Here is a 22,277-nt window from a genome sequence, read left to right as displayed (position 1 = left end):
AATCAGGCCGGCTCGGGTTTCGGTCCGCCGGCTTCCCACGCGGCAAGTGCGCCCAGCGCCGACCAGTCCAGGTCACGGCCCCCGGAGGCGAGCAGGGTGAGGAAGCGGTCCCGAATCAGACTGGCGACCGGCAGCGGGACCTCGAGTTCTTCGCCGGCAGCCAGGACCAACCGGACGTCCTTGAGCCCGAGATGGGCGGCGAACCCGGCCGGCTCGAACTCCCTGCGCGCCAACAGTCCGCCGTAAGTCTGGTAGGCCGGGGCGGCGAACAACGTCGACGTCAACAGCTCCAGATAGGCCGACTTGTCCACGCCCGCCTCCTCGACCAAGGCCATCGCCTCACCGAGGGACTCGATGACCGATGCGATGAGGAAGTTGCCCGACAGTTTCACCAGGTTGGCCACCTTCGGCTGGTCCGAGACCACGAAGGTGCGCTGCCCGAGCGCGTCGAACACCACCTGCAGTGGCTGCACGGAATCGGCGGGACCCGCGGCGACGACGAACAGCGTGCCCGCGGCGGCGGCCTCGGGCCTGCCGAACACCGGAGCAGAGACGAAGACCTGCCCGGCGTCGGCGTGCGCGGCGGTCAGGCGTTCGGCAAGCGCCACGCTGATGGTGCCGGCCGAGACGTGCGTCGCCCCAGCAGGCAAAGACGCCACAATTCCCGCGTCGCCGAAGGTCACCGACTCGGTGGCCGCGTCGTCGGCGAGCATCGAGATCACCAGGTCTGCGTCACAGGCCGCGGCGACCGTCGTCGCGGGGGTCGCACCGCGCTCGGCGAGCGCGGTCACCTTGTCCGCCGACCTGTTGTAGGCGATGACCTCGTGACCGGCGGCCAACAGGTTGGCGGCCATGCCCGACCCCATGTTGCCCAGACCAATGAACCCGATTCTCATACGATTCCTCCCGTTCGTCGACACCGGAACTCAGCGATACCCGGGCAGGCGGTGCACAAGCCCGGCGAACATGACGCATCAGCTGTCGTGATGGATGCGACCGTCGGTCTGGGTCAGCGGGCTTCCGCCTCCGCCCCACCGCCGAGCGATGATCTCCGCGGCGATCGAGACCGCGGTTTCCTCGGGTGTCCGCGCGCCCAGATCCAGGCCGATCGGACTGGATAGCCCGGCCAGCTCACCGTCGGTCAGGCCGGCCTCGCGCAACCGGCGCAATCGGTCGTGGTGGGTGCGCCGCGACCCCATCACACCGATGTAGCCGACCTCGGGTAATCGCAGCGCGACGTCGAGGACCGGGACGTCGAACTTCGGGTCGTGGGTCAGCACGCAGATGGCGGTCCGGGAATCGATGTCACCGGACTCGGCCTGAGCGCGCAGGTAGCGGTCGGGCCAGTCCACCACGACCTCCTCGGCGGCGGGGAACCGTGCAGCGGTCGCGAACACCGGTCGGGCGTCGCACACCGTCACCCGGTAGCCCAGAAACGCAGCCTGGGTGGACAGGGCGGCGGCGAAGTCGATGGCGCCGAACACCAACATGCGCGGCCGAGGGGCGAAGCTGGAGACGAAGACCTCCATCCCGGACTCCTGGCGCTGGCCGTCCGGACCATAGGACAACACCGAGGACCTGCCGGCCAGGAGCAGTCCGCGGGCGTCGTCGGCGACCGTATCGTCGACCCGCGACGAGCCCAGCGACCCGTGCCGCGCATCGCGGTCGACGACCAGTCGCAGACCGAGTCGCTCGGGGTCCGGGTGGGCGATCACCGTGGCCACCGCGACCGCCCGGTGCGCGGCGAGGTCGTCGGCGATCTGCTGTAGCTGTGGGAACGTCGCGCGCGACACCGGCTCGGTGAAGATGTCGATGATGCCGCCGCAGGTCAGACCGACAGCGAACGCGTCGTCGTCACTGACCCCGTAGCGCTGCAGCTGAGGCGAACCATCGGCGACCACGGCGTTGGCGGCGTCGTAGACGGCGGCTTCCACGCAACCACCGGACACCGAACCGGTCACGGTGCCGTCCGGCGAGACCACCATCGCCGCACCCGGTGGGCGAGGTGCCGACCGCATCGTGCGCACCACGGTGGACAGTCCCGCCGTGCCACCGGCCTGCCACACCCGCAGCAGCTCCTCGAGGACGTCGCGCACCAGCGCAGTGTATGCCTACCCTGACCAGATGAACGTTGTCGCGCTGCGGTGCTTGATCATTGGGGCCCTGACCGCGGTGGCCGCGGTCGGGTCGTCGGCCACCGGCACGGCCTCACCGGTGCCGCCGCTGTCCGAGGCGGCGCGGGCGGCCGGGCTCGTCGATGTGCGCAGCGTCGTACCCGACGCGGTGATCGACCTGCGGTACGCGACTGAGGACAACTTCGTCGGTATTGCGCTCTACCCGGCGGCAGCGCGCTGTCTGGTGCACGAGTCGCTCGCGCCCGGCCTGCGCATCGCGGCAAACCTGCTGAGGCCAGGCGGCGAGCGCCTGGTGTTCTGGGACTGCTACCGCCCGCACGCGGTCCAGGTCAGGATGTTCGAGGCCGTACCCGACCCGGCCTGGGTCGCACGCCCGGGGCCGTATGCCCGCAGTCATGTCGCGGGACGCTCGGTGGACGTGACACTGGCCGGTGCCGGGGGTCTGCTCGACATGGGCACCGGATTCGACGATTTCTCGTCCCGCAGCCTGGCTTATGCCGTCGACGGAGTCAGCGCGGCCGCGCAGGCGAACCGGGCCAGGCTGCGTGATGCGATGACCGCGGGCGGGTTCACCGTCTATGACGGTGAATGGTGGCATTTCGACGGACCCGGCGCTGCGGTGGAACGCCCGATTCTCGATGTGCCGCTCGATTAGGTGCTTCGATGGACGCATGCGCAGAGCGACCACGGCGGCCAGAGCGGTGGCCCTGGCGGTGGCCGTCGCGCTCGCTGTTGTGCTGTCGGTCGGGTGCAGCCGCAGCGATGAGCCGAACTCATTGTTCGACGACCCTGGCTATCATGTCCGTGACGGCATCGTTTACTATCTGAACCCATTCCCGGGCAAAGCTTTTCGGGTCGACGACGCGGAGGCGTCGACATTCGAGGCGTTCGATCGTACCTACGCCCGTGACCGGGAGCAGGTGTTCATCAACGGGCACCTCCTGGAGGGGGCGAACGCCGAGTCCTTCGAGCTGCTGGATCGCCCCGGCTTCTCCAGGGATCACCGGCGCGTCTATCAACACGACACCCCGATCAGCGTCGACCCCGACAATTTCGAGCTGCTGGACAACAATCTGGCCAGAGACAGCACCAACGTGTACTGGACCGACGGCTCTGTATTGTCCGGTGATGCAGCGAATTTCGTGATCGTCTCGGATGCCGATCACTACCTCTACGCCAAGGACGCCAGCACGGTCTACGTCAACGGCAACCCGATCGCGGGTGCCGCACCGGCGACCTTCGAGGTGCTGCACGGCGCCTACTCGCGTGACGCCGACAGCGCGTTCTACTTCGACAGCCGCATCGACGGTGCTGACGTCGGCACATTCCGGACGCTGCAGGGGACATACGCCGTCGACGCCGAGCGGGCCTACTGGATGGGTAAGGCCGTCGACGGTGCCGATCCCGCGACGTTCGAGGTGCTCAACGTCAACTTCGAATGTTCCGCCGACCGTCACCGGGCGTTCTACCGTCAGCGCGTGATCGCCGATGCAGATCCCGCCACGTTCCCGGCCGGCCGTCAGGTCACGGGCTGCTCTGAGTCGATGATCTCGTTCGGCGACTGAGGGATCCGCCGGTCAGAGTTTCGTGAGATCGGTACGCATCAGCATGATGTTGTATTCCGACCACAACGAGAGGTTCCAGTACAGCTCCGAACCGGTGCCCTGCGTCGAGGGGGACCACGGATGCAGCATGGGGGCGTAGATCCCGCCGTTCTGCTGACCCATCAGCACCGTGGCATCCGACCAGGCGCCCTGCGGCGTGTCGGAGGTGCGCATGACGATGTTGTTGAACTGGTCGCCGTAGAGCACGATGTACTTCTGCAGATACTGGTTGTACTGCACCGACATCTCGCTCACGGTGTACCCCGGTTTGGTGGATCCGCACGCACCGCCGGTCTTACCGATGACCGCAGATGCCGAGGACGGACTGCCCTTGACCCACTTGGCTTCCGAACTACCGAACCATCCCGACGAGGCGGCCTTGTAATACTCGTACTTGGAGACGTCGAGAATGTTCTCGTTGGTGACCCGGGCCACGTAGGCTGCGCCCTGGCGCCCGTTCGGTGTGCCGTAGACGTACACGTAGCCGTCGTCGCCCTTGACGAACGCGGACTGTTGGAAGTTGCGGTTTCCGCTCAGGAACGAGTTGTAGCGCACGCTTTGCGGTGCGACGGTGAAGTTCTCGCCGTTGTCTGTCGAGTATGCGATGGCCGAGTAGTTGGTGTTCCAGCGTCCGGCCTGTCCCCACTTGGACACCGACATGAAGCTGACGTACTGGATGGTGCCGAACGGTGTCTCGTCGGTGACCTCGGTCTGCAGCGCGACGCCCGCGGTCGGGATGAGCGTGACCGAATTGGGCAGCCAGGAGGGCCGGTTGATGATCGGCCGGGCCTCCTTCGGGCCGGACAGCGGCGCACCGCCGAACATGTTGCCGTTGAACCACTCTCCGTCCGGGATCGTCATACCGTCGGACAGGTCGGTGTCCGAACTGCGGAACAGCGTGTTGTAGATCCACCTACCGCTCATGTTGGCTGAGCCGAACGTGTCGCCCACGGCGATGAGCACCTGGTTCTCGTTCCACGGGGTGCTCGGATCATCGACCATGCCGTTGTCCCACATGACGCCGACGTCGGTGCCGTACACGCCGAACCGGCCCAGCGTGTTGGCCAGGGTTGTGTCGCCGTACACCGTCTTTCCGGTGACCCAGCTGATGAACCGGGTCGACGGGCTGACCTGCGGGTTGAGCCAGGGGGAGTACGACGGGATCACCGCGGCGGCGGCGAGGTCGTCGCCGAGCGCGAGGCTGGTGGGTGTCACCGCAGTGGTGCGTGGTGCGTTGGTGGTGCTGCGCGCGGCAAACAGGTTGTCCAGCTCGCGGCGTGCGAACGCCAGCAGCGCCCACAGGAAAGGTGGCTGCGGGGCGTCGCCGGGCTTGGCGTCGGCCTTCTGGCGGGCCCAGTCCAACATGCTGGTGACGACGTTGACCACAGCGGTGATCAGGGTCGGTTTCCTGGCCGCAGCCGCCTCGTCCTGCGCAGTGGCGAGCATCGCTGCCACAGTGGGTGAGATCGGGGTGGTACCGGACCCGGCGAGCGTGGAGGCCGCGGCGAACACCGCAACCTTTGTGGGCTGCTGCGGGAGGGCCGCGGGGTCGTCGGGAGCCTGGTCGGTTCCGGCAGTGGTCGTTTCGCCGGCCGTTTCGCCGGTTGCTTCGGCGGGATCCGGCGCACGCGGGGTTGTCTGGGGCGGGGTTTCGGGCTCGGTTTCGGGCTGGGTCGGAGCGCCGTCGGTGTCGGTGCCCGCCTGGCTGTTGGTGTCGGTGCCCGCTGTCGGGTCCCCGTCCGGGTCCCCCTCTGCAGGATCCCCGTCGTTGGGATTCTCGACCGCAGGAGCTCCGGTGTCTGGATTCTCGACGTCGGTGTCCTCGGTGTCCTCGGTGTCCTCGGGGTCGGTCTCGGCGGCGTCGTCGGTGTCGTCGGTGTCGTCGGTGTCGGTTTCGGCGGGATCGTCACCGTCTGGATCGTCGCCGTCTGGATCGTCACCGTCTTTGGGATCGTCACCGTCGGTCTCCGAGGCGTCATCCTTCGAGGCGTCGTCCTTCGATCCGGTGTCATCGGTGTCGCGCTGCGTACCGGCAGCCTTCCGCGGATTCGTGGGACCTCGGTCCGACGTTGCTGAGTTCGACGATCCGGAAGTCGAGGAATCGCCGTCGTCCGCCCAGGCCACTCCCTGGCCGGCAAAGACCGCCGACCCGACGCCCAGCGCGACGGCGAGCGCGCCTACCCGACCGACATGCGCAGCGGCACCCATGAAACCCCTCAATCCAGCATTGAACCGTCCCCGTCGTGGTGATCATTGAATCGCATGACTATGGGACCAGCGAGCAAAAGGTTAAATCGTCACAGATTTCGTTTCGTTACCGTGACCATGTGCATTTCGCGGCCGCCAAGGCGATTGGGGTGCTCGGGGCAAACGTGAGGCTGCGCTTCAGTCGAGGTTCTCCAGTGCCTTTTCGTAGAGGCTGACCGCTTCGGCTATTCCTTCGCCGAGCCAGGCGTCAGCCACACCGACCTGATCGGCGACCATCTGCACGCGGGTGAGCCACAGCTCGAAGTCGTGGTCGCGGCGAAGTTCGTCGACCTGGCGTTTGGAGCCTCGGATCAGGATGAAGCCGCCGAGCTCGATGCTTTGCGGTTTGAGGACCACTCGGTCGAAGCCCTCGATGCGACCCTGCGCCTGCAGACCCGAGAGGTAGCTCCCCGTCTCGACCAGCAGATCGAGGGCATTGCGTTCGCGACCGCGCGTCGGTACACCCCATGCCACCCACAAACCCGCTTCGGCCATACACCCGACGCTACTGGACCGTCGATTGATCCGAGTCCACGAGACGCCCAACTCGCGACCAGGTGGGCAGCGGATCGCGGCGGCCTGGTGTCAGGCAGGCGCCTCGTCGGAGGTGTCCGGAGCCTCGACCAGCAGCGACAATCCCTGGTGCGCATAGAGTTCGACGCCGAAGCTGTGCAGATCGTCGACGGTCGCCAGTGCCTTGCCGGAGAACATGTCCGACACCTCGCTGCCGGGCGGCAACTGCAGGGAGCGCACGGTCCCCGCGACGTCCTCGTTGGCGAAGTTCAGCACGGTCAGCTGATATTTGCCCTCGTCGGCGAGCTGATGGACGAGAACGAGCATTCCGCGGTGCGACACCTCAGGGATGTCGACCTGCCGGCTGGTCGCGATGCCGTAGTGAGATCGGACCTTCAAGATGGCCTGCAGCTGACGCAGGAAGCTGGTGTCGTCGCCCAGCTGTTCCGGGATGGAGCCGTAGAGACTGCGTCCCCTCGGCATTCCCGCGGGCGACTGAGTCGCCTGCGGATTGACGCCCATCAGATCGTGGGCGGCGCGGTGTATCCAGCGAGTGTCACCGCCGCGCAGCAACTCGGTGATCTGCGACGGCGGGAGGGTCAACATGCCGCATACGTCCCAGCCGGACAGCGCGAAGACTCCGGGCTGCAGCGCGTTGAACATGGCCAACAGCAGGTGAGCCCTGCGGATACGGTCGATCTGCTCGTCGTCGGTGATCTCGTCCAGGGATGGCACACCGAGGACGGCGGCGATCACCGTCGCGGTGGTGCAGGCGATACCGTTCGTGGTGAACACCAGGTTGTAGGGCGCGTTCTCGCCCGTGAGTTTCTCGCTGAGGTCGCTGCGGACCGTCTCGCCGAGGACCTCTCCGGTGACCTCTTCGCCCTTGTAGGTGTACACATCGTCGCGGTGGCCGGTCGACCAGTGCACCAGCTCATAGGTCAGCTCGTCGTGATTCTGCAGCGCATGGACCAGCGACGCGGGGTCGACGCCGAGCTCGAGAGTGGTGCGCAAAGTCAGGCGTAGGAACTCGGTATCGGCGGTGGCCAGCGCGTGGTGGGCTGCGGGGCGGGTGATGAAGTCGTAAGACAGGTCGGCGCCGGCCTCGCCGATCTCGCGGATGTCGTCGATGGTCAGGTTGAGCTCCTGGAAGGTGAACCCACCCACCTTGCGGACCATGCTGGCGATCAGGTGGTTGGCCGCCTCCGACAGCGGATGGCCCTCCGACCACGCGGCGCTGTCCTCGGCCGCGGTCTTCTCCGCGCCCAGAAACCCGTTGGCGTCCAACCGGAGTCCGCCCGTTCCCAGATCGGCCAGCGAATGCAACGCATCCCCGATGACCAGGCGCATCCCGGCAAAGGACGGGTCGAGCCAGTTGATGGAGGGCTGACCGTCCTTGAAGTAGTGCAGGTACACCCAACGCCGTTCGACGCCGTCGATGCCCACGACAGGACGGGTCACGCTCCAGTTGGTCTCCTTGATTCCCTCGGCGTAGAAGATGACGCGTTGCAGCCGCCCGATGATGTAGCCGGCCTTGTCCAGCCACTCCTCGGTGGCGGGATCGATGTTGACCGAATCGGCGCCGGGTGGCACATCGGGCAGGTACTCCCAGTCGCGGGGGTCGATCTCGACCATGTGGTAGATGCCCGGATAGTCCGCGTACTTCATCTCGGCGAGCCGGAAATCGGCGCCCTTGCCGGTATGTCCGGGCACGATGTCGTCGATGATCGTGCCGCCGTACCAGTTCGCCGTGCCGCACATCGCGCGGAACTCGTCCTCGGTGCCGAACGCCGGATCGATCTCGGTGCTGATCCGGTCGAAGTGACCGTCGACACTCGGGGTCAGCTCCCAGCCCGAGATCCCACCGGCGCGCTTGACCGGCCCGGTGTGCACGGCCTCGATCCCGATCTCGGCGAACGCCTTCCACATGTCGGCGTCGGCCATCGCCTTCAGGAACGACTCGTTGGACCGGGTGATCAGTGACAACGGGTAGGCGGTGAACCACACCGAGGCGGTCTCGACGGCGCCGCGCGGGCTCGGTGTGGCGTACGGGTTTTGCCACATCGAGCCCTGCCCGGAGAACTGCTGGCTGATCTGGTTGGCGTCGGCCAGCATGGACTGACTTATCAGCCAGGACACGTAAGCCGGGTTGTCGCCGGTTGGGGAACCGTCGCGGGCCAGCGAGCGGCGGGTGAACGGCTGACGGACTCGCGGACGGAAGCGCAGCGACCGCGGTCGTGCCGGGTGCAGGTGTTCGTCGAACGTCAACTCGGGCGACTCTGAAGAATCACTGCCCTGGTCTTCGGGTTCCGACTCCACGGCTTGGGACAAAATTCCGCCTTCGCAAGGTTGGGTTCGTAGCGACCGCTATCGAGTATTGCCGTGTCGAGGCCGGGTTGAAACTGCGAGCGAGAATCCGGGGGGCGGTCGAACTCACCGTCGGCTTGTCTTGGAGCGGTAGCCGGGTGCGACGAACGAGGACCCGCGCGTATCGTGACCGTCTGTATCGGTGCGAATAAGTCAGTGGTACATCAGTCAGTGGGACAGTCCGTTGGTGTAGCGCTCCCGACGGTAAAACCGTCCCTTGCCACGGTTCCGGCTCTTGTACGTCGGCAGCTGTGAGTCACAGTTGGGGCAGATCAGACGCAAGTTTTCCCGCTGGTTGTTCGACGGGTTGCCATCGATGTGGTCCAGCACGAGCGCCAGTGGGAGCTCCATCCACACGGCGGCACCGTCACAGATCGCGCAGCGACCCGACTGAGCTTTCGCGAGGTGCTGCCTGATGTAATGCCCCCGACGGCCATCCACCCACGCCGCCTCGCCAGACTCCAGCCAACGTTGCGTACTGGCGTCGCGCCGCGCCGACGCCTGACACGCGTTACTGCAGTAGACCTTCTGGCTGCGTTTGGATAGCGCCGAACCGCAGGCGCAGCACTGCCTCATATTTGCGACGCTACGACCGGGCACCGACAGGTGGGCGCGCGCCCATCAGCGGAGCCCCCTGTCAGGATTGAACTGACGACCTGCCGCTTACAAGGCGGCTGCTCTACCACTGAGCTAAGGAGGCGTGTCCCGTCGGGACGGCCGAATCCTATCGGCTCAGTCCTCGGCTTCGATAATCCGCTGCGACGTCACCGGACGCGAGGTCGGACGGGGGCGCATGCGCCGCCCGGGTAGTGGGATGCGGTCGGCGATGTTGCTCAGTGGATTGACCACCTGGCTCAGCACGATCACGGCTTCGCGCAACGCTTCGATCGTCGGCTCCAGGGCTTCCAGTCCGGGTGCCAACCGGTTCAAAGTATCCGCAACCGTGGCGAGTTGCTCAAGCGGCCCGTGGCGGGCGGTCAGTGTGTCGACGACGCCCCCTTCGGCGAACAGCCGGTCGGCGACTCCGTCCTCGGCCAGCAGTCGGTCGACCAGACCGTCCTCGGCCAGCAACTGGTCGACCAGTCCACCGGGTTCGAGGGTGCGCATCAGCCCACCCTCGTCCTCGGTCAGCCGGTCGAGGACACCGCCCGGCGCGGTGAGGCGGTCGACGACTCCGCCGGGGCGCAACAGCCGGTCGAGCGGGCCGTCGGGTGCCAGCGCACGACCGAGCGGTTGATCCTCGTCCATCAACCGGGCCAGCCGATTGGCACGTTCGACTGCGTCCTGCACTCCGAGCATCGAGGCGAACGACGTCGGCTTCCGGACCCCTTCGGTGCTGTCGCCGAGCGTGCGATGGGCGACGTCCAGTGCGCCGGAGGCCATGCCCAGGCCGGCTTCGGCAACGGCCAGCCCCGCACGCACCGGCGCGAACGCGAGATCGGTCAGGGACTTGCCGAGGTTCATCCGCCCAGTCTATGGACACCGCAAGTCAAACTCACAGGAAGTGCACAGCTCGTGCGCAGCACATTTCCAAGCGAACCGGTGAACAGTTGGGGGCTATGGCCATGCCGGTACCGGAGAACATTCCCGAGGCGCGCGTGCTCGTCGTCGACGACGAGGCGAATATCGTCGAATTGCTCTCGGTGAGTCTGAAATTCCAGGGATTCGAGGTCCACACCGCATCCAACGGTGCCGCCGCACTGGACAAGGCGCGGGAGGTGCGACCGGACGCGATCATCCTCGACGTGATGATGCCCGGGATGGACGGTTTCGCCCTGTTGCGCCGCCTGCGGGCCGACGGCGTCGACGCTCCGGCGCTGTTCCTGACCGCCCGCGACTCGCTGCAGGACAAGATCGCCGGTCTGACCCTCGGCGGCGACGACTACGTGACGAAACCGTTCAGCCTCGAAGAGGTGGTCGCCAGGCTGCGGGTGATTCTGCGCCGGTCCGGCCGCGGAAACGAGGAGCCCCGCACATCGCGGCTGACCTTCGCCGACATCGAGCTCGACGAGGACACCCACGAGGTGTGGAAGGCCGGCGAGCCGGTGTCGCTGTCGCCGACCGAGTTCACCCTGCTGCGCTACTTCATCATCAACGCCGGCACCGTGCTGTCGAAGCCCAAGATCCTCGACCACGTGTGGCGCTACGATTTCGGCGGCGACGTCAACGTCGTCGAGTCGTATGTGTCCTACCTGCGCCGCAAGGTGGATACCGGCGATAAGCGCCTGCTGCACACGCTGCGCGGGGTGGGCTATGTCCTCCGGGAGCCGCGATGAGCCGAGGGTTGCGATGAGCGCGTGCGCGAAGAGCCATGTATGGGGATGAGCACTCGACCCTGAACAATGGCGGTATGCCGGGCCGCATGAGCCGGGGCGTACCGCTTCGGGTTGGACTTGTCGCCGCCACCCTCCTGCTGGTGGCGTGTGGTCTGCTGGCGTCGGGTATCGCGGTGACCACGATCATGCAGCACAGTTTGATGAACCGCGTCGACGACACTCTGCTCGACGCATCGCGCGGATGGGCGCAGGTGCCCCGACGGTTGTCGACCGTCGAGGTCGACGTCCCGAATCCGGCGCGGCCACCGTCGGATTTCTACGTGCGGGGCGTCGATCCCGACGGGCACGTCTGGATGACGATCAACGACCGCATCGCCGAACCGGCGTTGCCCCCGGACAACGACGTGGGCCCGGTCCCGGTGACCGTCGGCTCGGTCGACCACTCGGACGTGCACTGGCGCGCGATGACGGTCCGCGGTTTGCGCGACGAGCTCACCACGGTGGCCATCGATCTCTCGGACGTGAAGTCGACGGTGCGCTCGCTGGTCTACACCCAGGTGGGGATCGGCGCGGCGGTGTTGCTGGTGCTCGGGATCGCCGGTTACGCCGTGGTGCACCGCAGCCTGCGGCCGTTGTCGCAGGTGGAGCAGACCGCCGCCGCGATCGCGGCCGGGCAGCTGGACCGGCGCGTGCCCGAACGCGACCCTCGCACCGAGGTGGGCCGGCTGTCGCTGGCTCTCAACGGGATGTTGGCCCAGATCCAGCGTGCGATGGCGTCCTCGGAGTCGTCGGCCGAGCAGGCGCGCGGGTCTGAGGAGCGGATGCGGCGTTTCATCACCGATGCCAGTCACGAGTTGCGGACCCCGCTGACCACGATTCGCGGCTTCGCCGAGCTCTACCGGCAGGGCGCTGCTCGCGACGTCGAGATGCTGATGAGCCGCATCGAGAGTGAATCGCGGCGGATGGGCCTGCTCGTCGAGGACCTGCTGCTGCTGGCTCGGCTGGACGCACAGCGCCCGCTGGACCGGCACCGTGTCGACCTCTTGGCGCTGGCCACCGACGCGGTGCACGACGCGCAGTCGATCGCTCCGAAGCGCCGTATCCGGATGGAGGTGTTCGACGGCCCCGGCACACCGGAGGTGCTCGGGGACGAGGCCCGGTTGCGTCAGGTGCTGTCCAATCTTATGGCCAACGCGTTGCAGCACACCCCGGAGTCCGCCGCCGTCACCGTGCGCGTGGGCACCGATGACGACGCCGCGGTGTTGGAGGTCTGTGATGAGGGGGCCGGTATGGACCCGGAGGATGCCCAACGGGTCTTCGAGCGGTTCTATCGGGCTGATTCGTCGCGGGCGCGGGCGAGCGGCGGCACCGGTCTGGGGTTGTCGATCGTGGACTCGTTGGTTTACGCCCACGGTGGGCGGGTGAGCGTGACCACCGCACCCGGCCAGGGTTGTCGCTTCCGGGTCAGCCTTCCGAGGATCGCGGACTCCGGCCCCGATCCCGAGGTGCCGGCTCCGGTCGGCTCAGCGCAGATCGGCTAGCGCGGTCTTGATCTTGGCTTGCGCCTCGTCGAGGGATTCCGCCGACGGGTTCCTGTCGACATGGGCGAACCCGAAGTCCGACAGGTTGCGCGCGGGAAACACATGCACGTGCAGGTGGGGCACCTCCAGCCCGGCGATGATGACCCCGGATCGCTCGGTGTCGAACGCCCGGCACACGGCCTTGCCGATCAACTGGCAGACCTCCATCACCCGACCGAACCGCACCGGGTCGATGTCCTGCCAGTTGTCGATCTCCTCGCGCGGCACCACCAGCGTGTGGCCCTGCGTCATCGGTTCTATCGTCAGGAAAGCGACGACGTCGTCGTCCTCGTAGACGAATCGCCCGGGCAGTTCGCGGTTGATGATCTTGGTGAAGACGGTCGCCATGGGGACGAGCATTCCAGTCGATGGATTCGGCGCGCAACAACACCCGGAGTGCCGCGAGACGCGCCCGATTCGCTCTAACCTGGCGGGATGTTGGGATTGATGCAGGACCGACCTTTGATGATTTCGTCGTTGATCGAGCATGCGGCAACCTTCCACGGCGACACCGAGATCGTGTCCCGGTTGCCAGAGGGTCAGGTTCGGCGCACCACCTGGCGCGGCGTCAACGAGCACGCCAAGCAGGTCGCCAACGCGCTGGCCGAGCTGGGTATCGAGCCCGGCGACCGGGTAGCCACGCTGGCCTGGAACAGCGATCGCCACCTTGCGCTGTACTTCGGCGTCTCGGGGTCTGGGGCGGTCATGCACACCGTCAATCCCAGGCTGTTCACCGATCAGATCGTCTATATCGTCAACCACGCCGCGGATCGGGTGCTCTTCTTCGACATCACCTTCGCGCCGCTGGTGGCGCAGCTCGCTGACGAGCTCGGCACCGTGGAGCATTTCGTGGCGATGACCGATCGCGACCACATGCACCAGGTCGCCGGTATCCCAGCCGGGCGACTGCTGTGTTGGGACGACCTCATCGGCAGGCAATCCACCCACCATGACTGGCCGGAGTTCGACGAGCGCAGCGCGTCCTCGTTGTGTTACACCTCCGGCACCACCGGCAATCCCAAAGGCGTTCTCTACAGCCATCGTTCGACGATGCTGCACACGCTGATGAATGCCGGCCGCGACACCAACGACATCCACAGCGGTTCGCGCATCCTGCTGGTGGTGCCGATGTTCCACGCCAACGCCTGGGGCACGCCCTACACCGCTGCCATGGTGGGCGCGACCCTGGTGATGCCGGGACCGCATCTGGACGGCGAATCGGTGTACTCCCTGATGAAAGCCGAGCGGGTCAACCAGAGCCAGGGCGTGCCGACGGTATGGATGATGCTGTTCTCCTATCTCGACGACCATCCCGAGATCGACGCCCACGAGCTCGGACTGCGCACCGCGGGCACCGGTGGGGCGGCCCTTCCGTTGTCGATGATCGAGCGGTTCGACCGCGATTTCGGTGCCGAGGCGATTCAAGGCTGGGGGATGACCGAGACCAGCCCGCTGTGCGTGATCGGCAGACCGCTGCCCAAGCACGTCGGCCTGGACTTCGACGAGCTCGCCCAGATCAGGCTCAAACAGGGTCGCGGGATCTGGGGGGTGGAGCTCAAGATCGTGGACGAGAACGGTCACCGACTGCCCTGGGACGGAAAGGCTTTCGGTGAGGTCTGGGTACGCGGGCCGTGGATCGCCAGCGGCTATTATCAGGGCGAGGGTGGCGACAAACTGGACCCCGAGGGTTTCTTCCCGACCGGCGATGTCGCGACGATCGACCCTGACGGATACCTGCAGCTGGTCGACCGTGCCAAGGATGTCATCAAGTCCGGCGGTGAATGGGTCAGCTCCATCGATCTGGAGAACGCCGCCGTCGGGCATCCCGCCGTCGCCGAGGCTGCCGTGATCGGTGTACCACACCCGAAGTGGCAGGAACGTCCGCTGCTGATCGCAGTTCTGCGCAAGGGGCACAATGTGACCCGCGCGGAGATCCTGGAGTATCTGTCCGGCCGGGTTGCCAAATGGTGGCTTCCCGATGACGTGGTGTTCGTCGACGAGTTGCCGCACACCGCGACCGGGAAGGTACTCAAACTCAAATTGCGCGAACAATACCGGGATGCCAACCGGGAAGGCTGAATCCGTTGTGATGCAAGCCCGGGTCAGCCGACGCGCGCCGCGATCTCCTCGACGGTCCAGGGCGGCTCGTCGTGGTGACCCCGGTAGGCCACGATCGAGGGCGTCTGGCGGTCGAAGCGGCCGACGAAACCACCCGCGGCGATGAAGATCTGGCCCGTCACCGCAACGGCGAGATCACTGACCAGGTAGGCGTAGGTCGGGGCCGCGTACTGCGGAGGTGCGGCGTCCAGCGCCCCCTGCATGCTGATCTCGTCGAGTAGACCGCGGCGGTGGAGTTCGGTGATGTGGGCGAGGTAATCGGCGCCGGTGGACAGCCGGGTCCTCGCGCCCGGGCACACCACGTTGGCGCGGACACCGTGCTCCTTGAGTTCAGCCGCGATGGCCAGGGTCAGGCCGTTCACCGCGCCCTTGCCCGCCGGGTAGCCCGTCCCGCCGTAGTCACCCAGGAACGCGAAGGAACTGGTGTTGACGATCGCCCCCGATCGTTGCTGCACCATCCGTGGTGCCGCGGCGCGGCAGGTCTGGAACACGGTGCCCAGGTGGGAGTCCATCAGTTCGTGAAACTGCGCGGACGTGATGTCGAGGATCGACGAGCCGACCGGTTCGGCGGTACCCGCGCAGTTCACCAGGATGTCCACCCGGCCGAACTCACGTGCGCAGGTGTCGATCAGCGCATCGGCGACGTCCGGGTCGGCCGGGGATCCGGGAAACCCGACCGCTCCCGGAACGCGTTGGGCTGCTTGGCTGGTGACGTCGACGTCACGACCGTTGACCACCACACCGGCGCCGAGTGAGGCCAGCAGTTCGGCCACCGCCAGACCGACTCCGCGTGTGCCGCCGACGACGATCGCGCCGCGGCCGCTGAGCAGATCGCTAATCCGCGCTCTCCGGTTGCGAGAACGTCATCGCGTCCATGTTCCAGTACCCACGCAGGTTGGTGATCAGCCCGGCGTCGTTGACGCGGTAGGTGAACACTCCCCGTACCGTGGCCACGAAACCGTTGGGGAAGCTGGTCTCCAGCACCAGGATGTAGGCGATCTCCGTCGGACTGCTCGACGGGAACGTCGCCTCGCAGGTGATGCGCAGTTGATTGGGCCCGATGTTGGCGTCGTAGAACGCCGCCACGGCGTCCTTGCCCCGCACACCGGTGCCGTCAGGATTGGTGACGGCCTCGCCGATCGGATCCTCAAGGACCACGTCCTCGGCCATCAAGGCCAACCAGCCGTCCCTGTCGCCGGATTGCACGCAGCGCCACGACCCCTGCGACGCCACGACGACGGGCGAGGGCGCAACCGTTCCGGTGTCGCTCATCGCGGCCTACCTGTCGGCGTCGGTGTAGCGGATCACGCCACGGATGTTCTTGCCCTCCAGCATGTCCCGGTACCCGTCGTTGATCTGCTCCAGCTTGTACTGGCGGGTGACCATGTCGTCGAGATTGAGCCTGCCGGCCTTGTACATCGACAGCAGCTGCGGGATGTCGAAATGCGGGTTGCCGCCCCCGAAGATTGTGCCCTGCAGGTTCTTCTGCAGCAGCGTCAGCATCGACAGGTTCAGCGTGACGTCCGAGCTGGCCATGTTGGCGACGGCGGTGACCACGCAGGTGCCGCCCTTGGCGGTGATGTTGAGGTAGTTGTCGATCTCTTCGCCCTTGAGCTCACCGGTGGTGATGATGGTCTTGGACGCCATCCGGCCCTGGGTGATCTCGGCGACACCCATCATCGCGCTCATGATGTCGGGGTAGGCGTGGGTGGCGCCGAACTTCAACGCCTGATCGCGCTTCCACTCCACCGGATCGATCGCGAAGATATTGCGCGCGCCGGCGTTGAGGGCGCCCTGCAGCGCTCCCATACCGACACCGCCGATCCCGGCGATGACGACGTCGTCGCCGGGCCGGACATCGGCGCTGCGCACCGCCGAGCCGTACCCGGTGGTCACCCCGCAGCCGACCAGGCAGGCCACCTCGAACGGGATGGACGGATCGATCTTCACCACCGAGCTCTTGTGCACCACCATGTACGGGCTGAACGTGCCGAGCAGCGTCATCGGGATGACCGGCTGGCCGTCCTTGACGGCGTGGATGCGGTGGGTGTTGTCCGAGACCGCGGTGCCCTGCAGCAGCATCGCGCCTAGATCGCACAGGTTGCGCATGCCGGCCTGACAGGACGGGCAGGAGCCACACGACGGGATGAACGACAGCACGACGTGGTCACCGGGTTCGAGGCCCTCCACGCCGGGGCCGACCTCGGTGACGATGCCGGCGCCCTCATGGCCGCCGAGTACCGGGAAGCCGGCCATCGGGATGTCGCCGGTGACCAGGTGGTGGTCGGAATGGCACATGCCCGCGGCTTCCATCTGGATCTTGACCTCGTCTTTGACGGGGTCGCCGATCTCGATCTCCTCGATCGTCCACGGCTGATTGAATTCCCAGATCAGAGCGCCTTTGGTCTTCATTTCTCCTGCTTTCGACTAGAGCCTCTAGTGACCAGACTAGAGGCTCTAGTTAGCCACATCACAGGGCCCCCAAGCAACTGCTTGGTGGTGTGCCTACCAGATCGGTACCGGAGCTTGTCCGAGCGGGTAGTAACCGGGCAACCTCTCGCCTGCCAGCGATCGCTCGATGCGCTTCTGCATGGTAGGAGTGAGGTCGCCGGACTCGATCAACTTCATGAACGCCTTCTGCACATGGCCGAAGTCGAAGAAGTCGCGTTGCCACTCGATGAGCAGCTCGTCGTTCAGCCGGAACCAGCTGCCGCCGATGCCGTAGATCTCGTCGCGGGTGCCGTCGCTCTTGTTGGCGATCTGTTTCCAGAAACCCACAATCTCGTTCTGCTTCTCGTCGATGAGTACCTTCTGGTACTCGTAGACCCAGTTCTCCAGCCCCTCCATCTCCAGGCCCAGGGCGACGTCGCGAATCTCGTCCCTGTTGACGCACATGACGTCCTCCTTGGGCCCGATGTTCCAGCCGTAGGTGGCGTCCTGGGTATAGAACTCGGCCATCGGCTTCCAGTCGCCCGCTGCCTCGGCGTCTCGATTGGCCTGCAGCCAACGCTCGACCCAGTCCTCAAGTTGCGCGCGTGACGCCATTTCTCACTCCTTCTCGACGATGGTCAGTGCCCGGGTCGGGCACATCTCGACGGCCAACTCGACGGCTTCGCGGAGCTCGTCGGGGGGTTCGGGGTCGGTGATCTCGACGATGCCGCGCTTGGGCACGGTGAAGACGCCGGGAGCTTCCAGCTCGCACATCGCGTGGCCCTGGCACAGATCCTCGTCCACTTCCACGCGGTAGCACCCCATAGTCGTCAGTCCCTGACGCGCTTGCGATAGCGGACCTTCGCCGGCCGGGCCAACTGAACCACCATCTTGGAGTGGTCGTTACGGTAGCTCTCGGGCGGCTGAGACATCTCGAACTCGTACTCCCGCAACAGGACCGAGAAGATCGCCTTGATCTGCATCTGGGCGAAGGCAGCGCCGACGCAGCGGTGCTTGCCGGCGCCGAACGGGATCCACGTCCAACGGTTGATCAGGTCTTCCTGCCGAGGCTTGTTGTAGCGGTCCGGGTCGAAGTCGTCCGGGTTCGGGAAGTCCTCAGGGATGCGGTTGGAGATCGCCGGTGACGCCGCCACCATCTGGCCCTTGTGTATCGGGTGACCGGCCACCTCGAACTCGTCCTGGGCCACCCGCATCAAGATGATCAGCGGCGGATGCAGGCGCAGAGTCTCCTTGAGTGCGTTGTCGATCTTCGGGATCTGGCGCAGCGCATGGAAACTGACTTCCTGGCCGTCGGTGTAGAGGTCGTCGAGCTCGGCCTGCACCTGCGCGTAATAGTCGGGGTGGCGCAGCAGCTCGATCAGCGTCCAACTCGACGTGCCAGAGCTGGTGTGATGGCCCGCGAACATCAGCGAGATGAACATGCCGGTCACTTCGTTGGCCGAGAAGCGGGGGTTGCCCTGCTCGTCCTTGATCGAGACCAGGACATCGAGCAGGTCGCGGTCGCTCTTGTCGCTGGGCGGGTTGGCGATTCGGCCGTTCATCACCTCCTGGACCAGTTCCACCAGGCTGGCCCGGGCCTCGTCGCGGATGCGGAAACTCTCGATGGGCAGGTACGGGTCGACGTAACAGAGCGGATCGGTGCCGCGCTCGAGCAGGTGGTAGTAGTTCGCGAACCTGGAGTCGAGCTGATTGCGGAACTTCTGACCGATGAGGCAGGCCGTCGAGGTGTAGATGGTGAGCTCCGCGAAGAACTCCAACAGGTCGATCTCCCCGCTGTCATCCCAGTTCTCGATCATCCGCCGGACTTCGCTCTCGATGGTCGCGGCATGGCCCTTCATCTGCTCACCCCGCAGCGCGGTGTTGTGCAGCATCTCGGCGCGGCGTTCCGGGTCGGCGTCGAAGACCACGCCCTCGCCGAAGATCGGGGTCATGAACGGATAGGCCTCGGCCTGATTGAGTTCGCTGTCGCTGGAACGGAAGAAGAACTCGTTGGCCTCTGCGCCGGACAGCATCACCACCTGCTTGTCGGCGAGCTGAAACCAGCCGACATCCCCGCACTCTTCGCGGAGCCGTTGCATCAGGCCGATCGGGTCGGTGCGGAACTCTTCGAGGTGGCCGTGCTCCTCTTCCTCACCGCCGGACACCCGGGGGACAGTGGCAGTGGTGGTCATGGCTTCAGGTTCTCCTCGTTCAGGATCAACTTCTGTCGCTCGGCAGGCGCGCTGGTGAGTGGCGCTTCGGGCTGGAGCTCCATGTTCGCGATGTAGCCGCCGCGCGGAGTTTCGGCGACGAACGTGATGGCTCGGGCCAGGTCGTCGGCTCGTAGGAAGTAGTCGTGTCGTGCCTGTCCCCATTTGGCCCAATCCTCGAGGGCGGGTCCGATGAGGTCAGGGGGCAGGCTCCAGCCCATCGAGGTTTTCGTCGGACCCGGGTGCACGATCGACGCGCGGACACCGGTGCCCTCCAGTTCCATCTGGTAGTTGTTCACCATGGCAACCAACGCGGCCTTGGCCGCGCCGTAGGCGCCCATGTGCGGGCGTTGACGCAGCGCCACCTCGGATCCGACGAAGATGAGATCACCACGTCGGCGTTCGATCATGCCCGGCAGAACCGCCGAGGCCACCCGGTTGGCGCCGATGAGATGGATCTGGATCTGGGATTCGAACTGCTCGGTGCTGATCGCATCGAGCTTGCCGAAGTAGGTGTCTCCCGCCCCGGCGACCAGCACCTCGATGTCGCCGAGTGCCGAGGTAGCGAGTTCTACAGCAGTTTTGACGGAATCAGGGTCGGTGACGTCGAGGTGGACCGGGAGGGCCTCGCCGCCGTCGGCGCGGATCTTACCGACGATCTCCTCGAGCTTCTCGACCCGGCGGGCACCGAGTGCGACCGGGAAACCATTGCGGGCCAGCCTGATCGCGGTGGCCTCACCGATCCCGGAGGACGCGCCGGCGACCAGGGCGGGACGGCGGTCGGGCAGTGGGTCGAAACGAGGCATGCCTTGCCTTTCAGCGGATCGTGACGGAGTTCGGGTTCATCGGTGGTGCGGCCGGAGTTCGGGTTCATCGGTGGTACGGCCGGAATTCGGATTCATCGGTGGAACACCGAAATTGGAAGACGAGCGAATCCGCGGACGTTGCTGGAATGGACGCGGACGGCGTTGGCTTCGTCGACCTCGTATCCGCGGATACGTTTGAACAACTCGGCCAGGGCGACTCTGGCCTCCATGCGCGCGAGGTGTGCGCCGAGGCAGAAGTGCGCGCCGCTGCCGAAACTCATCAATTTGGAGCCGATGTCGCGTCCAATCAGGTAGTCGTCGGGGCGCTCGAAGACACGCTCGTCGCGGTGCGCCGAGCCGGGAAGCAACAGCAGCACATCCCCGTCGGGGATCACGGTGTCATACAGCGTCAGCTCGCCGACCACGGTGCGGGCCAGGATCTGGCTCGAGGTGTCGAAGCGCAGCGTCTCCTCGACCCACAACGGCACGCGGTCGAGCTCGTCGAAGACCGGCGCCAACTGGTCCGGATTGCGGTGCCCCCAGAACGCGGCATTGGCAAGCAGTTTGGTGGTTGTCTCGTTGCCGGCGATGACCATCAGGAACATGAAGCCGATGATTTCGTCATCGGTCAGCCGGTCGCCGTCGATCTCGGCTTCCAGCAACGCCGAAGTCAGGTCGTCGGTCAGCTTCTTGCGCCGCTCGGCGACCATCGCCTGGTAGTAGACGATCAGATTGAGTGATGCCTCGATCGCCGAGTCGGGTACGTCGGTGACGCCCTCCTCGCGGTGCATCACCGCATCCGCCCAGGCGCGCACCTGGACCCGGTCTGCTACCGGCACACCCATCAGTTCGGAGATGACGTCCATCGGCAGCTTGCCCGCGAACTCGTCGACGTAGTCCACCGTCTCGCCTTCGGCGCCGGCCAGCATGGCGTCGAGATGCTCGACCGCGATCTCGGTGACACGGGGCTCCAGTTCGCGGATGCGGCGCGGGGTGAAACCCTTCGACACCAGGGTGCGCAAACGGAGGTGGTCGGGGTCGTCCATGGCCAGGAACGACATCGTCTTGGAGGCATGTGGCCCGCGGGAGGCGGGGTCGAGCGAGACCCCGAACTTGTTGGACAGCGTGGTGCTGTTGCGGAACCCCTTGAGCACATCGGCGTGGCGCGACAGCGCCCAGAACCCGAGTTCGTCGTTACGGTACAGCGGCGCCTCGTCGCGCAGCCGCCGATAGTACGGGTATGGGTCTTCGTGGAACTGGTAGTCGTACGGGTCCAGCCGCACGTCACTGATCGTCATTCACATTCTCCGACAAACGAAGTCATTGATCATCTCCGACGATGAGGCCGACCACATAGCTGAGCCGGTCGGCGATCTGGTGATAGGTGAACGCGCCGCTGCCGGCATTGACCAGGGCGCCGAAGAACGTCATCTCCAATGCGGCCAGCGTTCGGGGATCGGGGTCGGGGCCCACGGCAGCGCGGATGCGGCGGTGGATCTCACCGCCGATCCGCTCACGCACCGCGCGTACGGCTTCGTCGTTGCCCGACAGCAGCGCGGTTGTGCAAGCCGCGGCTACCTCCGGTTCGTCGGCCACCATCAGCGCCATGCTGCGCAGGGTCTTCTCGACCCGCACGGCCCTGCTGTCATTGACGTCGGTGAAGTAGTCGACCTGCCCGATCAGGTTGAGGTAGATCTCGGCGATGAGGTGGTTCTTCGACGAGAAGTACGTGTACGCGGTGGCCGGAGCGACTTTGGCGCGCGCGGCGACCGCGCGCACCGTCAGATCGGCATACGACGACTCGCGCAGCATGTCCAGTCCCGCGGCGAGCACCTTGCGGAACGTCTCTTCCTGCCGTCGGTTGCGTGCCGGGTGCCCGGACGCATCGGCGACCGCGGCAGCGGTATGACTGGACACTTGTCCAAGTTATCTGACAGGACCGACCGCAGGCAAGCGATGTGGAGAAATCGCAGTTAAGAGGCCGATTTTGA

Annotated in this window: 22 protein-coding genes and 1 tRNA gene; 5 read left to right on the top strand and 18 right to left on the bottom strand. The window is 65.9% G+C overall.

Annotated features, from left to right (window positions below; genetic code table 11):
* Positions 1-2 precede the first annotated feature (2 nt).
* Together ACNUDN_RS23580 and ACNUDN_RS23575 are read right to left on the bottom strand one after the other, a co-directional pair.
* Positions 3-896 (bottom strand): NAD(P)-dependent oxidoreductase, encoded by an 894-nt coding sequence (locus ACNUDN_RS23580; protein WP_431960731.1) that lies wholly within the window; start codon positions 894-896, stop codon positions 3-5.
* Between the two features lie 78 nt (positions 897-974).
* Entirely contained in the window at positions 975-2,096 is a 1,122-nt protein-coding gene (locus ACNUDN_RS23575) for an XdhC family protein (protein WP_419124146.1), read from the bottom strand.
* Positions 2,097-2,124: 28 nt separating this feature from the next.
* On the opposite strand from ACNUDN_RS23575, the gene ACNUDN_RS23570 reads away from it, so the two are divergent.
* Both ACNUDN_RS23570 and ACNUDN_RS23565 read left to right on the top strand, forming a co-directional pair.
* On the top strand, positions 2,125-2,790 hold the full coding sequence (locus tag ACNUDN_RS23570) for a M15 family metallopeptidase (protein WP_419124145.1): 666 nt from the start codon (positions 2,125-2,127) through the stop codon (positions 2,788-2,790).
* A gap of 16 nt (positions 2,791-2,806) precedes the next feature.
* Positions 2,807-3,700 (top strand): DKNYY domain-containing protein, encoded by an 894-nt coding sequence (locus ACNUDN_RS23565; RefSeq protein WP_419124144.1) that lies wholly within the window; start codon positions 2,807-2,809, stop codon positions 3,698-3,700.
* 12 nt (positions 3,701-3,712) lie between these two features.
* Here ACNUDN_RS23565 and ACNUDN_RS23560 read toward each other — a convergent pair whose 3' ends face one another.
* The 6 genes from ACNUDN_RS23560 to ACNUDN_RS23535 form a co-directional block, all read right to left on the bottom strand.
* Positions 3,713-5,947, bottom strand: coding sequence for a DUF5005 domain-containing protein (locus tag ACNUDN_RS23560; RefSeq protein ID WP_419124143.1), 2,235 nt, complete (start codon positions 5,945-5,947; stop codon positions 3,713-3,715).
* A gap of 177 nt (positions 5,948-6,124) precedes the next feature.
* The gene (locus tag ACNUDN_RS23555) at positions 6,125-6,481 is read right to left on the bottom strand and encodes a hypothetical protein (RefSeq protein WP_419124142.1); all 357 of its coding nucleotides are present in this window, start codon (positions 6,479-6,481) and stop codon (positions 6,125-6,127) included.
* Between the two features lie 90 nt (positions 6,482-6,571).
* Positions 6,572-8,830, bottom strand: a complete 2,259-nt coding sequence (treS, locus tag ACNUDN_RS23550) for a maltose alpha-D-glucosyltransferase (protein WP_419124141.1) — start codon at positions 8,828-8,830, stop codon at positions 6,572-6,574.
* 204 nt (positions 8,831-9,034) lie between these two features.
* Positions 9,035-9,442, bottom strand: a complete 408-nt coding sequence (locus tag ACNUDN_RS23545) for an HNH endonuclease (RefSeq protein WP_419124140.1) — start codon at positions 9,440-9,442, stop codon at positions 9,035-9,037.
* 52 nt (positions 9,443-9,494) lie between these two features.
* Positions 9,495-9,566: transfer RNA gene (locus tag ACNUDN_RS23540), tRNA-Thr, on the bottom strand.
* A 32-nt stretch (positions 9,567-9,598) separates the two neighbouring features.
* Positions 9,599-10,330 carry a hypothetical protein gene (locus ACNUDN_RS23535; protein ID WP_419124139.1) on the bottom strand — a complete coding sequence of 244 codons (732 nt, stop codon included), beginning with the start codon at positions 10,328-10,330 and terminating at the stop codon, positions 9,599-9,601.
* A 95-nt stretch (positions 10,331-10,425) separates the two neighbouring features.
* Here ACNUDN_RS23535 and ACNUDN_RS23530 point away from each other — a divergent pair, with 95 nt between their 5' ends.
* On the top strand, positions 10,426-11,142 hold the full coding sequence (locus ACNUDN_RS23530; protein ID WP_419124138.1) for a response regulator transcription factor: 717 nt from the start codon (positions 10,426-10,428) through the stop codon (positions 11,140-11,142).
* A gap of 74 nt (positions 11,143-11,216) precedes the next feature.
* The gene (locus ACNUDN_RS23525; protein WP_419124137.1) at positions 11,217-12,683 is read left to right on the top strand and encodes a sensor histidine kinase; all 1,467 of its coding nucleotides are present in this window, start codon (positions 11,217-11,219) and stop codon (positions 12,681-12,683) included.
* Here the strand turns inward: ACNUDN_RS23525 and ACNUDN_RS23520 are convergent.
* Positions 12,666-13,070, bottom strand: coding sequence for an HIT family protein (locus tag ACNUDN_RS23520; RefSeq protein WP_419124136.1), 405 nt, complete (start codon positions 13,068-13,070; stop codon positions 12,666-12,668). The two genes, ACNUDN_RS23525 and ACNUDN_RS23520, sit on opposite strands and share 18 nt — an antisense overlap.
* Positions 13,071-13,157: 87 nt before the next feature.
* Between ACNUDN_RS23520 and ACNUDN_RS23515 the strand changes: the two genes are divergently transcribed.
* Positions 13,158-14,801: a long-chain-fatty-acid--CoA ligase gene (locus ACNUDN_RS23515; RefSeq protein WP_419124135.1), complete on the top strand. Its 1,644-nt coding sequence runs from the start codon at positions 13,158-13,160 to the stop codon at positions 14,799-14,801.
* Positions 14,802-14,824: 23 nt separating this feature from the next.
* Here the strand turns inward: ACNUDN_RS23515 and ACNUDN_RS23510 are convergent, their stop codons facing one another.
* The 9 genes from ACNUDN_RS23510 to ACNUDN_RS23470 all read right to left on the bottom strand — a co-directional run bounded on the left by ACNUDN_RS23510 (position 14,825) and on the right by ACNUDN_RS23470 (position 22,203).
* On the bottom strand, positions 14,825-15,649 hold the full coding sequence (locus tag ACNUDN_RS23510; protein ID WP_419125279.1) for an SDR family NAD(P)-dependent oxidoreductase: 825 nt from the start codon (positions 15,647-15,649) through the stop codon (positions 14,825-14,827).
* A 25-nt stretch (positions 15,650-15,674) separates the two neighbouring features.
* Entirely contained in the window at positions 15,675-16,112 is a 438-nt protein-coding gene (locus tag ACNUDN_RS23505) for a nuclear transport factor 2 family protein (RefSeq protein WP_419124134.1), read from the bottom strand.
* A gap of 6 nt (positions 16,113-16,118) precedes the next feature.
* Entirely contained in the window at positions 16,119-17,252 is a 1,134-nt protein-coding gene (locus ACNUDN_RS23500) for an NDMA-dependent alcohol dehydrogenase (RefSeq protein WP_419124133.1), read from the bottom strand.
* Positions 17,253-17,345: 93 nt separating this feature from the next.
* Positions 17,346-17,885 (bottom strand): nuclear transport factor 2-like protein, encoded by a 540-nt coding sequence (locus tag ACNUDN_RS23495; RefSeq protein WP_419124132.1) that lies wholly within the window; start codon positions 17,883-17,885, stop codon positions 17,346-17,348.
* 3 nt (positions 17,886-17,888) lie between these two features.
* A complete protein-coding gene (locus ACNUDN_RS23490; RefSeq protein WP_419124131.1) occupies positions 17,889-18,095 on the bottom strand; it encodes a ferredoxin in 207 nt (68 codons plus the stop codon).
* Positions 18,096-18,100: 5 nt separating this feature from the next.
* On the bottom strand, positions 18,101-19,462 hold the full coding sequence (gene cyp51, locus ACNUDN_RS23485; protein ID WP_419124130.1) for a lanosterol 14-alpha demethylase: 1,362 nt from the start codon (positions 19,460-19,462) through the stop codon (positions 18,101-18,103).
* Complete coding sequence (locus tag ACNUDN_RS23480; protein ID WP_419124129.1) at positions 19,459-20,286, bottom strand: SDR family oxidoreductase; 828 nt, start codon at positions 20,284-20,286, stop codon at positions 19,459-19,461. The genes cyp51 and ACNUDN_RS23480 overlap by 4 nt, the downstream gene beginning before the upstream one ends.
* A gap of 92 nt (positions 20,287-20,378) precedes the next feature.
* A complete protein-coding gene (locus tag ACNUDN_RS23475) occupies positions 20,379-21,584 on the bottom strand; it encodes a cytochrome P450 (RefSeq protein WP_419124128.1) in 1,206 nt (401 codons plus the stop codon).
* A gap of 22 nt (positions 21,585-21,606) precedes the next feature.
* Positions 21,607-22,203 carry a TetR family transcriptional regulator gene (locus ACNUDN_RS23470; RefSeq protein ID WP_419124127.1) on the bottom strand — a complete coding sequence of 199 codons (597 nt, stop codon included), beginning with the start codon at positions 22,201-22,203 and terminating at the stop codon, positions 21,607-21,609.
* Between the last annotated feature and the right edge of the window lie 74 nt (positions 22,204-22,277).

It is taken from the genome of Mycobacterium sp. smrl_JER01, from assembly GCF_048513595.2.
GTDB lineage: Bacteria > Actinomycetota > Actinomycetes > Mycobacteriales > Mycobacteriaceae > Mycobacterium.
Note: the sequence above shows the minus strand (reverse complement) of the source record. Positions and strands in the feature narration are given on the sequence as shown.